Raw genomic sequence first — 14597 nt, 5'->3', positions numbered from 1 at the left:
CGGCCGGGGGGACCCCGGCCGCCAGCGTTCGCGCGTGGCCTGCTCCGCGGCCGTCTGAATCACGTGCCCTGCGCTGCGCTCGCCAGTTGATCCAGCGGCCAGCGCGGCTTGACGTCGAAGGCGTACTGCCGCTGCGGCGCCTCGACGCCGGCCTGCACCCGCATCGCCGCGGCCATGGCAATCATGGCGCCGTTGTCGGTGCACAGCGACAACTCGGGGTAGTGCACGCGCACGCCCAACTGGGCGCAGGCGGCGTTCAACGCCGCGCGCAGGCGCTGGTTGGCGCCCACACCGCCGGCCACCACCATGCGTTTCAGCCCCGTGGCCCGCAGCGCGGTCAGCGACTTCTTCACCAGCACCTCGACGATGGCCGCCTGCGTGCTGGCCGCCAGGTCGGCGCGCTGCTGCTCGCAGGGCGAGCCCTCGAACTTGCGCGCCTGCGTCAACACCGCGGTCTTCAGCCCGGCAAACGAAAAGTCCAGGTTGCCGCTGTGCAGCAGCGGGCGCGGCAGCTTGTACGCGCTGTCGTCGCCAAATTCGGCCAGCCGCGCCAGCGCCGGGCCGCCGGGGTAGCCCAGGCCCAGCAGCTTGGCGGACTTGTCGAAGGCTTCGCCCGCGGCGTCGTCGATGGTTTCGCCCAGCAAGGCGTAGCGGCCCACGCCGTCGACGCGCATCAGCTGCGTATGCCCGCCGCTGACCAGCAGCGCGATGAACGGAAATTCGGGCGGGTCGGCGCTGAGAAAGGGCGACAGCAGATGCCCTTCGAGGTGGTGCACGCCCAGCACAGGCTTGCCCAGCGCCGCCGCCAGCGCGCAGGCCACGCCCGCGCCCACCAGCAGCGCGCCGGCCAGGCCGGGCCCGCGCGTGAACGCTACCATATCAATAGCTGACAGCGATTGCCCTGCCTGCGCCAGCACCGAATTTGCCAATGGAATGACGCGGCGGATGTGGTCGCGGCTGGCCAGTTCGGGCACCACGCCACCGTAGTCGGCGTGCATCGCCACCTGCGTGTGCAGCGCATGGGCCAGCAATTCGGGCACGCCGCTGGCGCGCGTGCGCACCAGCGCCACGCCGGTTTCGTCGCACGACGATTCGATACCGAGCACCAGCACCCCGCCCGCGTCGGGTGCGCTGGCGGCAGCGGCTGCAGGGGTGTGGCGCGACGCGGAAACCATGCGCCGGATTATCGGCGCCGGCGCATCACCCTGCCGCGGTCAGGCCAGGTCGCCGGCGATGTAGCTTTCGAGCTGCGAGATGAGGAAGCGCTGCTTGTTCATCATGGCGTTGACCAGGTCGCCGATCGACACCAGGCCGAGCAGCTGGCCGCCATCGACCACCGGCAGGTGCCGCGTGCGCCCGTGGGTCATGATGCCCATGCACTCTTCGGCGGTCTGGCGCGGGCTGACGACGTAGAGCTTGGCGCTCATCACGTTCATCAGCAGCGCGTCGTTGGACGACAGGCCCTTGAGCGCGATCTTGCGCGCGTAGTCGCGCTCGGTGAACAGGCCCAGCAGCGAATCGCCCTGGATGATGAGCACCGAGCCGATGTCGCGGTCGGCCATCATCTGCAGTGCCTCGCGCACCGTGGCGGTGGGGGGCAGCGCAGCCAGCGGTGCGTCCTTGCGGTCGTACAGGATATCGGCGACGGTGGGCATCGTGATCACCTCCAGAAATGGTTTTTTGGTGCTTGCGCGGCTGGCCCCCCCAACGCGGGGCCTGCCGACGGAAAGCATGGTGCCAGAACTGCGGCGCAAAGGCCACCCCACCCGCGGCAGCCCATTCGCAGCGGCGCCATGACTGGGCACAATGGGGTCTTGCCCGCCTGCTGATTCACTCTTTATTTGATAGCTTCCTGCGCAATACCAGAAGGCGCTGCAGCCCTTTTTTACCACCAAACCATCATGACCCCACCCACGCTTCGCCTGATCTCGTCCATGGCCACCCGGCTGCTGCTGTCAGACCTGCTGGCCAGCTACGCCGACGCCACGGTGGCGCTCGAATCGGTCGGCGGCGTGGACGCGGCGAAGCGTGTGGCGGCCGGCGAGGCGTTCGACGCCGTGTTGCTGGGCTCGGACGCCATCGACAAGCTGATTGCCGGCGGCCACGTGCTGGCGGGCAGCCGCGTCGACGTGGTGCGCTCCGGCGTGGCGGTGGCCGTGCGCGCGGGCGCCGCCCGGCCCGACATTGCCAGCGAAGACGGCGTCAAGGCTGCCGTGCTGGCCGCGCGCACGCTGGGCTATTCCACCGGGCCGAGCGGCGTGGCGCTGGCGCACCTGTTCGAGCGATGGGGGATTGCCGACGCCGTCAACGCCAAGTTGGTGACGCCGCCGCCTGGCACGCCGGTGGGCGCGCTGGTTGCCACGGGCGAGGTGGAACTGGGCTTTCAGCAGCTGAGTGAGCTGATGCATCTGCCGGGCATCGACGTGCTCGGCCCGCTGCCGGACGCGATCCAGATCACCACCATTTTTTCAGGCGGCGTGGCGGCCACGTCCCACCAACCCGACGCAGTGCGGGCGCTGCTGGTGCATCTGGCGTCGCCCGGCACGGCGGCCACCAAGCGCGCGCACGGCATGGACGCCGCCTGAGCCTCGTTCACCCACAAATTCACACAGGAGACACGCATGCACATCAAGACACGGGCCAAGGCCGCCCTCACGGCCGCCTTGCTGGTCGCCGCTGGCGCGGCCGCCGCGCAGGACGGCTGGCCCAGCAAGGTGATCCGCTTCGTCGTGCCCTACCCGCCGGGCGGCCCGACGGACCTGATGGCACGCGCGCTGCAGCCCGAACTGCAGTCGCGCCTGGGCGCCACCGTGGTGATCGAGAACAAGGCTGGCGCGGGCGGCAACGTCGGCAGCGCCGAGGTCGCCCGGCAGGCGCCGGCCGACGGGCACACGCTGCTGCTGGCCGCCAGCGGGCCGATGGCGGTGAACCCGTCGCTGTACAAGAGCATGCCCTTCGACCCGCAGAAGGACCTGGCGCCCGTCATCCAGATCTCGGCCTTCCCGCTGGTGCTGGAAGTGCATCCGTCCACCGGCATCAAGGACGTGAAGGGCCTGATCGCCGCGGTGAAGAAGCCCGACAGCCGGCTGGCCTTCGCGTCGGCCGGCAACGGCACGCCGCAGCACCTGGCGGGCGAAATCTTCAACACGCAGGTCGGCACCAAGATGCCGCACATCCCCTACAAGGGTGCCGGCCCGGCGCTGAACGACCTGCTGGGCGGGCAGGTGCAGGTGATGTTCGACGTGCTGGGCAGTTCGCTGCCGCACATCCAGGCCGGCAAGCTGGTGCCGCTGGCCGTGACGTCGGCGCGCCGCAGCCCGCAACTGCCGCAGGTGCCGACGCTGCATGAAGCTGGCATCGACGGCTACGAAGTCACCGGCTGGCACGGCATTGCCGTGCGCGCGGGCACGCCGGCGCCCATCGTCGCCAAACTCAACGGCACGCTGAACGCGATCTTCAACGAGCCCGAGTTCCGCAAGAAATGGGAAGCCATCGGCACGCCCGTGGTGGGCGGCACGCCGCAGCAGTTTGGCGATCTGATCCGCAAGGAAGCGGTGCGCCTGGGCCAGGTGGTGAAGGCCGCCGGGGTGACGCTGGATTAGGAGTCTGCGCCCTTCACGGGTGCCAGCGCGACACCGCCACCGGCGTGGCGGCCGAGCGGCTGCCGGCCAGCGCGTACGACAGCTGGTTGGCCGCCGTCATCACCGTCTGGGCGTGTTGATCGAGCCTGGCGCGCGTCAGCCGCGCCGTCGGGCCCGAGATGCACATCGAGCCCAGCAGCTTCCAGTTGAGCGCGAACACCGGCGCCGCCACGCTCGACACCTCGGGCTCGCGCTCGCCCATCGACAGGTGGTAGCCGCACTGGCGGATCGATTCGTACGGCTCGCCGCGTGCGCCGCTGAACGCCAGGATCACCCGGCCCGGCGCGCCCTGGTCCAGCGGCAGGCGCTCGCCGATGCGCACGTGGTGGCGCACCGACTGCGGGCCTTCCACGCGCGACACGCAGGCACGGATGTCGCCCTCGCGCACATAGAACGACGCGCTCTCGCCCGTTTCGGCCACCAGCGCGCGCAGCGTCGGCTCGACCACGTTGTTGACGTCGAAGCCCGCCTGGTAGCGCGTGCCCAGCCAGCCCGCCGCCGGGCCCAGCCGCCACTGGCCTGAGTCGGTCTGCACCATGTAGTGCGACGCCGCCAGCGTGCGCGCCAGCCGCAGCACAGTGGTCTTGTGCATCGCCGTGCGGCGGCTCAACTCGGCCAGCGACAGGGCCGATTCACCCACCTCGTACGCCTCCATCAGCGACAGCGCGCGCGTCACAGCGGTCACGCCGCCGCCTTCTGGTGCGGCCAACGCCGCGCCGGATTCGTTTCCCATGGTGCACCCCGTTTCACTAGACGCACCGCTATTGTACCTATCGCAACGCCTGCCTACGATACGCCGCAAGCGACGCCACCTTGGTGCGGCGCCCTTTCTGGAGACAAGACCCATGACGACATTCCGCCGCGCCACATTCGGCGCCGCCCTTCTCGCCCTGGCCTGCGCCGCCCAAGCCCAGGCGTGGCCCGCCAAGCCCGTGCGCCTGATCGTGCCCTTCCCGGCCGGCGGCGGCACCGACGCCATTGCGCGCGAAGTGACGAACAAGCTGGCCACGTCGGGCTACACCTTCGTGGTCGAGAACAAGCCCGGCTCGGGCGGCAACCTGGGCGTCGACGCCGTGGCCAAGTCGCAGCCCGACGGCTACACCTTCGTCATCGGCCAGACCAGCAACCTAGCCATCAACCCCACGCTGTACAGCAAGCTGCCCTACGACCCGGTGAAGGACCTGACCCCCGTCAGCCTGGTCGCCAGCGCGCCGCTGGCGCTGGTGGTGGGCGCCAATTCGCCCTACAAGACGCTGGCCGAGGTGGTGGCCGCCGCCAAGGCCAAGCCGGGCACCATCAACTACGCGACGTCGGGCAACGGCACGGTGGCCCACCTGGCGGCCGAATCGCTGCAAAAGGAAGCCGGCATCAAGCTGGTGCACATCCCCTACAAGGGTGCGGCCCAGGGTGCCACCGACGTGATCAGCGGCCAGGTGCACATGTACGTGTCGTCCATCCCCACGCTGATCGGCCACATCAAGAACGGCAAGATGCGCCCGCTGGCCGTCACGTCCGCCAAGCGCGCCGACGACCTGCCGCAGGTGCCCACGGTGGCCGAATCGGGCTACAAGGGCTTCGAGGCCGTCACGTGGTTCGGCATCCTCGGCCCGGCCAACCTGCCCAAGGACGTGGTCGCCAAGTTCAACGCCGACATCCAGAAGGCGCTGGCCGACGCCCAGTTGCAGAAGAAGCTCGGCGACCAGGGCGCGGACGTGGCCGGCAGCAGCGCCGACCAGTTCGGCAAGCTGATCCGCGACGACATCGTCCGCTGGGGACGCATCGTCAAGGAATCGGGCGCCAAGGTCGACTGATTCCCACCGCGCAGCCCGCTGGCAGGCCATGATGGCTACCGCTCGCACCGCCGTGCCGTTTTCGGCGGGCACGCAGCCGCCAGGTTTCGTGCCGCCGCCCCTGGCCTGCGACTGCCACATGCACGTCTACGACAGCGCCTACCCCGCCGTCGCCGGTGCGCGCCTGCGGCCGCCCGACGCATCGGTCGATGACTATCGACTGCTGCAGCGGCGACTGGGCACGGCGCGCACCGTGGTCGTCACGCCATCGACCTACGGCACCGACAACCGCAGCCTGCTGGACGCGCTGCATCGGTTGGGGCCGCAGGCGCGCGGCATCGCCGTCATCGACGGCAGCGAAAGCGATGCCGAACTGCAACGCCTGCACGACGCCGGCGTGCGTGGCGCGCGGCTCAACCTGTCGCTGGGCGTGTCGGGCAGCGTGGACGCCATCGTCCCGCTGTCGCGCCGCTTGGCCGACCTAGGCTGGCACCTGCAGTTGCTGATGGCGCCGGAAGTGCTGGCCACGCTCGGCAACGTGCTGCGCCAGTCGCCCGTGCCGCTGGTGTTCGACCATTTCGGCCGCATCCAGCCCGGCGCCGACGCGCACCGGCCCGCCCACCTGCTGCTGCTTCAATTGCTGGCGGAAGGCCGTGCCTGGATCAAGCTGTCGGGCGGCTACATCGTCAGCGCCAGCGGCTCGGTGGACGACCCCGGCCTGCACGCGCTGGCCCGCAGCTACCTCGACGTCGCGCCCGACCGGGTGCTGTGGGGCAGCGACTGGCCGCACGCCACGGCATCGGCCGGCCTGCAGCCGCTGCCCGACGACGCGCGCCAGCTCGACCATCTGGCGCGCTGGGCAGGCGACGCCGCGGCGCTCGCGCAAATTCTCGTTCACAACCCCCAGCGCCTGTACGACTTTCCATCGGCGCCCACGTCTCACTGAAGGACCGTCATGCCCCCTGTTCTCACGCTCTCCAAGCGCCGGCGTGCGCTGCTGGTCGGCAGCCTGGCGCTGCTCGCATCCGCCGCCCACGCCCAGACCTGGCCCACGGGCCGCACCATTACCTGGGTGGTGCCGTATCCGCCCGGCGGCAGCACCGACGTACTGGGCCGCAACCTGGCGCAGCGCGTGGCGCAGGCCTTGGGCACGAACGTCATCGTGGACAACAAGGCCGGCGCCGCCGGCACCATTGGCGCCGCCTATGTCGCCAAGGCCGCGCCCGACGGGTACACGCTGCTGGGCACGTCCATCGGGCCGCAGGCCATTGCACCGCACCTGATGGGCAAGCTGCCCTACGACCCGATCCAGAGCTTTGCGCCCGTGGTCACCCTCGGCACCATCCCGCACATCCTGGTGGTCGGCGCCAAGCAGCCGTTCCAAACCGTGGCCGACCTGATTGCAGCCGCCAAGGCGCAGCCGGGCAAGCTGGCCTTCGCCTCGGGCGGCAACGGCACCATCCTGCAGATGCAGGGCGAGTTGCTGAAGCAAAAGACCGGCACCCAGTTCACCCACATTCCCTACAAGGGTGACACGCCGGCGCTGCAGGACACGCTGAGTGAGCAGGTCAACTTCATGTTCGCGCCGGCCGCCGCCGCGCTGCCGCATGTGCGCGCCGGCAACCTGCGCGCGCTGGCCGTGACGTCGTCGGCGCGCCTGCCGGCATTGCCCAACGTGCCGACGATGGCCGAAGCCGGCCTCAAGGACTTCGTGGTCGAGCAATGGCAGGCGGTGTTCGCGCCCAAGGCCACGCCCGCCGCCGTGGTGGATCGCCTGAACCGCGAGATCAACGCCGCGCTGAAAGAGCCGTCCATCGTGGCGCTGGCCGACAAGCTGGGCGTCACGCTGGTCGGCGGCACGCCGCAGCAACTGGGCGACCTGCAGAAGTCCGACTCCGCCAAGTGGGCCGAGGTGATCCGCAAGGGAAACATCAAGGCCGACTGACGCTCCCCCATCCACTCAACCACTTCCAAAACAACATCCCATGAGCCAACTCCCCGAAATCATCCGCGACATCGAGCGCGTTCCCGCCGACGTGGTGGCCCAGGCCGCCCAGTACCAGGCCGCCATCCTGTCCGACGTGGCCGGCCGTCGCGGCACCATGCATGCGCGCGTGGCGCCGGTGCACCACACCATGGCCGTGGCCGGGCCGGCCTTCACGGTCGAGGTGCGGCCGGGCGACAACCTGATGATCCACGCCGCCATCGCGCTGGCCAAGCCGGGCGATGTGCTGGTGATCGACGGCAAGGGCGACCAGACGGCCGCGCTGATGGGCACGCTGATGCTCAGCGCCTGCAAGAAGCTCGGCCTGGCCGGCGTGGTGGTCGATGGCGCGATCCGCGACCGGCTGGAACTGCTGGAACTGGGCTTTCCGGTGTTCAGCGCGGGCTTCAACCCCGCCGGGCCGACCAAGTTCGTGCCGGGACGCATCAACCACCCCATCAGCGTCGGCGGCGCGGTGGTGAACCCGGGTGATCTGGTGGTCGGCGATGCCGACGGCGTGGTGGTGATCGAGCGCGCCAAGGCGCCCGCCATGCTGGCGCTGGCCGTGAAGAAGGTGGCCGATGAGGCCGCGCGGCTGGACGCGATTTCGCGCGGCGACACCGCATCGAAGTGGCTGCCCGCTGCCCTGCGCGCCGCCGGCGTACTGAAAGAAGGAGAACAGCTGTGAGCACACGCCCCGCCCTCATCGTCACCGGTGCCGACCTGGCATCGCAGGCACTCGACATCCTGCGCGATTTCGAGATCGTTTACGCCGGCAAGACGCCCACCGAGCCGGATCTGGTGGCCCTGTGCCGCCAGCACGACCCGGTGGCGATGATCGTGCGCTACGGCAAGGTCGGCGCGGCCGTGATGGACGCCGCGCCTTCGCTGCGCGTGATCTCCAAGCACGGCAGCGGCACCGACACCATCGACAAGGACGCCGCCAAGGCGCGTGGCATCGAAGTGCGCGCCGCCGTGGGCGCCAACGCCGCCGCCGTGGCCGAGCAGGCGCTGGCGCTGCTGCTGGCCTGCGCCAAGTCGGTGGTGCCGCTCAACGCGCGCATGCATGCCGGCCACTGGGACAAGGCCACGCACAAGAGCGTGGAACTGGGCGGGCGCACCATTGGCCTGGTCGGCCTGGGCGCCATCGGCCAGCGCTTCGCGCGCATGTGCGATGCCATGGGCATGACGGTGCTGGGGCACGACCCGTTTGCCAAGGACCTGCCGCCGTACATCCGCCCCGTGGACCTGGACACGATCTGGCGCGAATCCGACGCCATTTCGCTGCACTGCCCGCTGACGGCCGACAACGCCAACCTGCTCAACGCGCAGACGCTGGCCGCCTGCAAGCGCGGCGTGCTGCTGGTCAACACGGCACGCGGCGGCCTGATCGATGAAGACGCGCTGCTGCAGGCCGTGCGTTCGGGCCAGGTGGCTGTGGCGGGGCTGGACAGCTTTGCGGTTGAGCCGATGACCGCCGGCCACCCGTTCCAGGGCGAGCCGAACTTCGTCCTCAGCCCGCACATTGGCGGCGTGACGAGCGACGCCTACATCAACATGGGCGTGGGCGCGGCGCGCAACGTGCTGGCGGTGCTGGAAAGCACACCGGCTGCCGCGGCCTGAGCGTGGCCTTGGCCCTTTGCCACTCGGACGAAGACACCATGCACGAAAGCTTGAAACGATCACTGACGCGCGGATGTGCGTTGGCGCCCCATCCCGAAAACCGGACGCGAAGGACGCAAAAGGCTCGCGAAAGACGCGAAAGGAACAGCCACATGAAGATTTTTTCTGCGTCCTCTGCGGAATCTCTGCGTCCTCTGCGTCCGGCTGTTTTCAAGGATTTGAACATGCCAAAATGGCCTGCAGCGCTTGCTACGAAAGCGCTGGCAGCTATCACTTTTGCAGTTGGCGCGGCCAGCCCGCAGCCCACCTACGCACAGGCGGCCTGGCCCGACCGACCGCTCAAGCTGATCGTGCCCTACCCCGCGGGCGGCAACGCCGACAACACCGCGCGCCTGCTGGCCACGCAGCTGTCCAGCCGGCTGGGCCAGCAGGTGGTGGTGGACAACCGGCCCGGCGGCAGCGGCACCATCGGCGCGGCGGCGGTGGCCAAGGCGGCGCCCGACGGCTACACGCTGCTGCTGGACGCGACGGCCTTCACCGTCAACCCCAGCCTGCTGCCCAAGATGCCCTTCGACGCGGCCAAGGACTTCGCGCCGATTTCGCTGGTGATGCAGGCGCCGCTGCTGCTGGTGGTGCCGACCGCGTCGCCGCTGAAGTCGGTGGCCGACCTGACCCAGGCGGCGCGCGCCAAGCCCGGCCACCTGACCTACGCGTCGGCCGGCAATGGCGGTGCGCAGCATCTGGCGGGCGAGCTGTTCAAGCAGGGCGCGCGGGTGTCGATCACCCACATCCCGTACCGCGGCGGAGCGCCGGCGCTGACCGACCTGATCGGCGGCCAGGTGGACCTGATGTTCAGCGCCACCACGGCCAGCGGCCCGTTCGTCAAGGGCGGCAAGCTGCGTGCGTTGGCGGTGACGTCGCCCAAGCGGGTCGAGGGCTGGGAACAGGTGCCGACGGTGGCCGAATCCGGCCTGCCGGGCTTTCAGGTCAGCGAGTGGAACGGCTTGTTCGCACCCGCCGGCACGCCGCAGCCCGTGCTGCAGCGGCTCGAAGCCGAAACCCGCGCCATCGTCGCCAGCCCCGACGTGAAAAAGCGCTTCGCCGAGCTGGGCGTGAGCGGCGTCGGCTCCAGCGCGCAGGACTTCCGCGCGTTCCTGCAATCTGAGACCACGAAATGGGCGCGCGTGATCCGCCAGAGCGGCATCCGCACGGACTGAGGCCGCGCCCCTGTTCAGGACACACACCGTGAATATCATGCCAAAACGGCCTGCAGCGCTTATGGCCAAAGCGCTGGCAGCTACGTTATCCATAGCATCCGGCGTCTGCCTTGCGCAAGCCGGCGCGTATCCCGCCAAGCCCGTCAAGCTGGTGGTGGGCTTTGCGGCGGGCGGCCCCACCGACGTGGTGGCGCGCGCCTTTGCCGAACACGCCAGCCGCGTGCTGGGCCAGCCCTTCGTGGTCGACAACAAGCCCGGCGCCAACACCATCCTGGCCGCGCAGGCGGTGGCCGGCGCACCGGCCGATGGCTACACGCTGCTGTTTGGCGCCACCAACCACACCATGATTCCCGCCCTGTACAGCGGACGCGTCAAGTTTGATGCGGTGAAGTCCTTCCGCCCCCTGTGCACGGTGGCCAGCAGCCCCACGGTGCTGGTGGTGGCCCCCAGCCTGCCGGTGAAGACCCTGGCCGACTACCAAGCCAAGGCCCGTGCCGAACCCGGCCGCGTGACCGCAGGCACGGCCGGTGTGGGCAGTTCAGGCCATTTTGCCACCGAGATGTTTGCCCGCGCCCAGGGGCTTCAGCTCAATCATGTGCCCTACAAGGGCGCTGCACCCGTGGTGACGGACCTGATGGGCGGCCAGCTCGACAGCTCGTTCGCCACGCTGGGCTCGGTGCTTCCGCAGATTCGCAGCGGCAAGCTGGCGGCGCTGGCCGTGGCGTCGCCCAAGCGGTCGACGCTGCTGCCCGACGTGCCGACGTTTGCCGAGTCTGGCGGCGGCAACTATTCGGCCGACGCCTGGTACGGCCTGCTGGCCCCCGCAGGCCTGCCCGAGCCCATTGCCCAGGCGCTGGAGCGCACGGCTGCCGACTTTGCCAAGAGCGCATCGGCCGTCGACAAGCTGCGCGGCCTGGGGCTGGACGCTGAATCGGTCTGCGGCAATGCCTTTGCCAGCCGCGTGGCCCGCGAGGCGACCACTTATGGCCAGATCGCCAAGGCACTCGACCTCAAAGCTGATTGAACTACAGACAAGGAGACGCTCATGCAACGCATTCACACCTCACTGAGCGCAGCCCTCGCGCTGACTTTCGCCATGGCCCATGCCATGGCACAAACCGGCTACCCGGACAAAGCCGTCAAGATCGTGGTGCCCTACCCGCCCGGCGGTGCGGTCGATCAGGTAACCCGACGCATAGCCCAAAAGCTCACAGAGCAAACCGGCCAGAGCTTCTTTGTCGAAAACAAGGCGGGTGGCACGGGCACCATCGGTGCCAACCAGGTGGCGCGTTCGCCAAGTGATGGCTACACGCTCTTGGCCAACGACACCACCTACTCCATCCTTCCCCAGGTGTTCAAGAAGCTGCCTTGGGACTACGCCAACGACCTGGTGCCTGTGGCTGGTTTCAACTTCGCCCCGACCTCCTTGGTGGTAGCCGCCAACTCCCCATTCAAAACGCTGGGCGACTTGGTGGCATATTCCCAAGCCAACCCGGGCAAGCTCAACTACGGCACCGGCGGAGCGGGCACCATGCCCCACTTCGCAACCGAAGCACTGCAAGTTGCCAGCGGCCTCAAGGCCACCCACGTGCCCTTCAAAGGCGCTGGTGAAGCCACCTTGGCGTTGCTGGGCGGGACCATCGATTTCCAGATCGCATCCACTCCTGGTGTGATGGGGCAAGTGCGTGCCGACAAAGTGCGCCTGCTGGCAGTGAGCGGCGAGCAGCGGCTCAAGGCCGTACCCAATGTGCCCACGTTTGCCCAGGCGGGGGCGCCGGGCTACAAAGTGGTCAATTTCACCGGCCTGTGGGCGCCCAAAGGCACTCCAGAAGCCGTACTGAACAAGCTGCGCCAGGAAATCACAAAAGCCATGGCCAGCGCGGATGTTCAGACCTTTGCCACAGACCTCGGTGCCGTGCCCAGCGTGCTCAGTGGAACCGCCTTTGCAGACAAGCTGAAGGCAGATGCCCAGTTGTGGGAGTCGGTGGCAGTCAAAGTGGGTATTGAAAAGCAATGACCCCGGTGCCCCACTCGGTGGGCCTGAACCGCCCGCAGCGCCAGTTGCCGCCCGGCGCGTGCGACAGCCACATGCACATCTTTGACCCGCGCTTTGCGCCGTCGCCGCACTGGCCGCGCACGCCGCCCGACGCGCCCGTGGCCGCCTACCGCCTGCTGCAGCAGCGCCTGGGCACGTCGCGCGCGGTGGTGGTGACGCCGTCGACCTATGGCACCGACAACGCCTGCACGCTGGATGCGCTGGACCAGCTGGGCGACAGCGCGCGCGGCGTGGCCGTGGTGGCGCAGGACGTGACCGATGCCGAACTGGCCCGCCTGGCGGCGCGGCGCGTGCGCGGGCTGCGCGTCAATTTCGTGTCGCCGCAGTCGTGGGGCGAGACCACGCCCGACATGCTCGCCACGCTGGCGCGCAAGGTGGCCGAGCACCCGGCCTGTGCGGGCTGGCACATCCAGATCTTTGTGCACCCCGAGCAACTCATCGAACTGGTGCCCCAGCTGCAAACCCTGCCCGTGCCGTTGGTCATCGACCATCTGGGCCGCATTGATCCGGCCCAAGGCCCAGCTGCGCAGGCCTATGGCGTGGTGCGGAGGCTGCTGGATGGTGGCAACACCTGGGTCAAGCTCTCGGGCGCCTACATGCGATCAACCGTGCATGGCCCCAGTTATGCAGATACCCTGCCGCTGGGCCAAGCTCTGGTGCAGGCCGCGCCCGACCGCCTGGTGTGGGGCAGCGACTGGCCGCACACCACCGAGACACCCGGCACCGTGAACGACGCCGATCTGGTGGACCTGCTGCAGGCCTGGTCTGCCAGCGACGCGGCCATGGACCGCATCCTGGTCGACAACCCGGCGCGGCTGTATGGTTTTGATTCCGCTGCCTGAGCGACCCTCACTGAACGATCCGAAAGCCTCCGCCATGTTTTTGCTGCAAGCCCCTGAGGTCCGGGACCTCGATGTGTTCACCACCATGCCCGCCGCCTTCCGGCGCGCCGAGCGCAGCGCATGGGCCGATGCCAACCGCGGCGGCGTCATCACCGATTCTTTCCTGGAAGGCCCGGTCGTCGATGAAGCCGGCAACCTGTACCTGACCGACATCCCCTGGGGCCGCGTCTTCCGCATCGACCCGCAGGGCGCGTGGACGCTGGTGGCCGAATACGACGGCGAGCCGAACGGCATGAAGTTCCTGGACGCCGGCACGCTGCTCATCACCGACTACAAGAACGGCCTGATGCGGCTCGACATAGCCACCGGCGCCGTCACGCCCTACCTGCAGCGCCGCAACAGCGAAAGCTTCAAGGGCGTCAACGACCTGACTTTCGACGCCGCGGGCAACCTGTACTTCACCGACCAGGGCCAGACCGGCCTGCACGACCCCACCGGCCGGGTGTACCGCCTGGGCCGTGACGGCCGGCTCGACCTGCTGCTGACCAACGTGTCCAGCCCCAACGGCATCGTGCTGTCGGACGACGAGCGCTTTCTGTTCGTGGCCGTCACGCGCGGCAACTGCGTGTGGCGCATGCCGCTGCTGCCCGACGGCAGCGTGTCCAAGGTGGGTCAGTTCTTCACCTCCTACGGCCCCAGCGGCCCCGATGGGCTGGCCGTGGACGAAGACGGCCGCCTGCTGGTCGCCAACCCCGGCCTGGGCTGCGTGTGGGTGCTGAATCGGCTGGCCGAACCCGAAGTCGTGCTGCAGGGCCCGCGCGGCGCGTCGATCACCAACCTGGCGTTCGGTGCCGACCGGCACGTCGTGTACTGCACCGATTCGACCCACGGCAACGTGCTGATGGCGCGCATGGCGGTGCCCGGGCGGCGGGTGGCCAAGGGCGTCGCGGGCTAACGCGGGCCAGCGCCCGCCAATCGGAGGACAATCGCCGCACCCGCTGCAGCGACCTTCGCCGTCGCCGGCGCCCGTGCGATGAGCCTTTCCCTGACCGACCCCGACCTGCGCGCCCTGCTGGCCGGCACCCTGGCCGACGGCGCCGCCGATGGCGCCGTCATCTGCCTGTGCGCCGCCTGGTGCGGCACCTGCCGCGACTTCGAGGCCGGCTTTTGGCAAGCCGCGGCCGCGCACCCGCGGGTGGCGTTCCGCTGGGTCGACATCGAGGAAGAAGCCGACGCGCTGGGCGACGTCGACATCGAAACCTTTCCCACCCTGCTGGTGGGCGGGCGCGACGGCGCCGTGCGCTTTGCCGGCCCGGTGCTGCCGCAGCCGGGGCAGATCGCGCGGCTGCTGCACAGCCTGGGGCTGTGACGCGCGCGGCCCGCGAGCAACTGTTTTATCCTTGACTCGGGTCAATTGAGCCGGTGAAGGTGCCGGCCCACAATG

16 protein-coding genes are annotated in these 14597 nt (G+C 69.2%); 13 read left to right on the top strand and 3 right to left on the bottom strand.

The genetic code is table 11. The annotated features are described in order from the left end of the window. Nucleotides 1-59: 59 nt before the first annotated feature. Both tsaD and R0D99_RS07850 read right to left on the bottom strand, forming a co-directional pair. Nucleotides 60-1175 carry a tRNA (adenosine(37)-N6)-threonylcarbamoyltransferase complex transferase subunit TsaD gene (gene tsaD / locus R0D99_RS07855; RefSeq protein ID WP_416365980.1) on the bottom strand — a complete coding sequence of 372 codons (1116 nt, stop codon included), beginning with the start codon at nt 1173-1175 and terminating at the stop codon, nt 60-62. A gap of 39 nt (nt 1176-1214) precedes the next feature. Beyond that, a complete protein-coding gene (locus R0D99_RS07850; protein ID WP_317750841.1) occupies nt 1215-1655 on the bottom strand; it encodes a CBS domain-containing protein in 441 nt (146 codons plus the stop codon). Between the two features lie 246 nt (nt 1656-1901). Here R0D99_RS07850 and R0D99_RS07845 point away from each other — a divergent pair, with 246 nt between their 5' ends. Both R0D99_RS07845 and R0D99_RS07840 read left to right on the top strand, forming a co-directional pair. Continuing rightward, on the top strand, nt 1902-2585 hold the full coding sequence (locus R0D99_RS07845) for a substrate-binding domain-containing protein (protein ID WP_317750840.1): 684 nt from the start codon (nt 1902-1904) through the stop codon (nt 2583-2585). A gap of 36 nt (nt 2586-2621) precedes the next feature. Next, on the top strand, nt 2622-3602 hold the full coding sequence (locus tag R0D99_RS07840) for a tripartite tricarboxylate transporter substrate binding protein (protein WP_317750839.1): 981 nt from the start codon (nt 2622-2624) through the stop codon (nt 3600-3602). Nucleotides 3603-3615: 13 nt separating this feature from the next. On the opposite strand, the gene R0D99_RS07835 is transcribed toward R0D99_RS07840, so the two are convergent. Continuing rightward, nucleotides 3616-4374, bottom strand: coding sequence for an IclR family transcriptional regulator (locus R0D99_RS07835; RefSeq protein ID WP_317750838.1), 759 nt, complete (start codon nt 4372-4374; stop codon nt 3616-3618). Nucleotides 4375-4486: 112 nt separating this feature from the next. Between R0D99_RS07835 and R0D99_RS07830 the strand changes: the two genes are divergently transcribed. The 11 genes from R0D99_RS07830 to R0D99_RS07780 all read left to right on the top strand — a co-directional run bounded on the left by R0D99_RS07830 (nt 4487) and on the right by R0D99_RS07780 (nt 14522). After that, nucleotides 4487-5452, top strand: a complete 966-nt coding sequence (locus R0D99_RS07830; protein WP_317750837.1) for a tripartite tricarboxylate transporter substrate binding protein — start codon at nt 4487-4489, stop codon at nt 5450-5452. Between the two features lie 28 nt (nt 5453-5480). After that, nucleotides 5481-6377 carry an amidohydrolase family protein gene (locus R0D99_RS07825; RefSeq protein ID WP_317750836.1) on the top strand — a complete coding sequence of 299 codons (897 nt, stop codon included), beginning with the start codon at nt 5481-5483 and terminating at the stop codon, nt 6375-6377. Nucleotides 6378-6386: 9 nt separating this feature from the next. Next, complete coding sequence (locus R0D99_RS07820; RefSeq protein WP_317750835.1) at nt 6387-7376, top strand: tripartite tricarboxylate transporter substrate binding protein; 990 nt, start codon at nt 6387-6389, stop codon at nt 7374-7376. A 40-nt stretch (nt 7377-7416) separates the two neighbouring features. Beyond that, nucleotides 7417-8103 carry an RraA family protein gene (locus R0D99_RS07815; RefSeq protein ID WP_317750834.1) on the top strand — a complete coding sequence of 229 codons (687 nt, stop codon included), beginning with the start codon at nt 7417-7419 and terminating at the stop codon, nt 8101-8103. Then, nucleotides 8100-9038, top strand: a complete 939-nt coding sequence (locus R0D99_RS07810) for an NAD(P)-dependent oxidoreductase (protein WP_317750833.1) — start codon at nt 8100-8102, stop codon at nt 9036-9038. Before R0D99_RS07815 ends, R0D99_RS07810 begins: the two co-directional genes overlap by 4 nt. A 224-nt stretch (nt 9039-9262) precedes the next feature. Beyond that, on the top strand, nt 9263-10255 hold the full coding sequence (locus R0D99_RS07805; protein WP_317750832.1) for a tripartite tricarboxylate transporter substrate binding protein: 993 nt from the start codon (nt 9263-9265) through the stop codon (nt 10253-10255). A gap of 61 nt (nt 10256-10316) precedes the next feature. Further along, a complete protein-coding gene (locus R0D99_RS07800; protein WP_317750831.1) occupies nt 10317-11279 on the top strand; it encodes a tripartite tricarboxylate transporter substrate binding protein in 963 nt (320 codons plus the stop codon). Nucleotides 11280-11300: 21 nt separating this feature from the next. Continuing rightward, nucleotides 11301-12272: a tripartite tricarboxylate transporter substrate binding protein gene (locus tag R0D99_RS07795; protein ID WP_317750830.1), complete on the top strand. Its 972-nt coding sequence runs from the start codon at nt 11301-11303 to the stop codon at nt 12270-12272. Beyond that, nucleotides 12269-13153 carry an amidohydrolase family protein gene (locus R0D99_RS07790; RefSeq protein WP_317750828.1) on the top strand — a complete coding sequence of 295 codons (885 nt, stop codon included), beginning with the start codon at nt 12269-12271 and terminating at the stop codon, nt 13151-13153. The genes R0D99_RS07795 and R0D99_RS07790 overlap by 4 nt, the downstream gene beginning before the upstream one ends. Nucleotides 13154-13187: 34 nt before the next feature. After that, a complete protein-coding gene (locus tag R0D99_RS07785; RefSeq protein WP_317750827.1) occupies nt 13188-14108 on the top strand; it encodes an SMP-30/gluconolactonase/LRE family protein in 921 nt (306 codons plus the stop codon). Between the two features lie 78 nt (nt 14109-14186). Next, nucleotides 14187-14522 carry a thioredoxin family protein gene (locus tag R0D99_RS07780; protein WP_317750826.1) on the top strand — a complete coding sequence of 112 codons (336 nt, stop codon included), beginning with the start codon at nt 14187-14189 and terminating at the stop codon, nt 14520-14522. Nucleotides 14523-14597: the final 75 nt, after the last annotated feature.

It is taken from the genome of Ottowia sp. SB7-C50 (assembly GCF_033110285.1).
In the GTDB taxonomy this organism is placed as follows: Bacteria; Pseudomonadota; Gammaproteobacteria; order Burkholderiales; family Burkholderiaceae_C; genus Ottowia.
The sequence above is the reverse complement of the archived record's forward strand: the minus strand, read 5'-3'. Positions and strand labels throughout refer to the sequence as shown.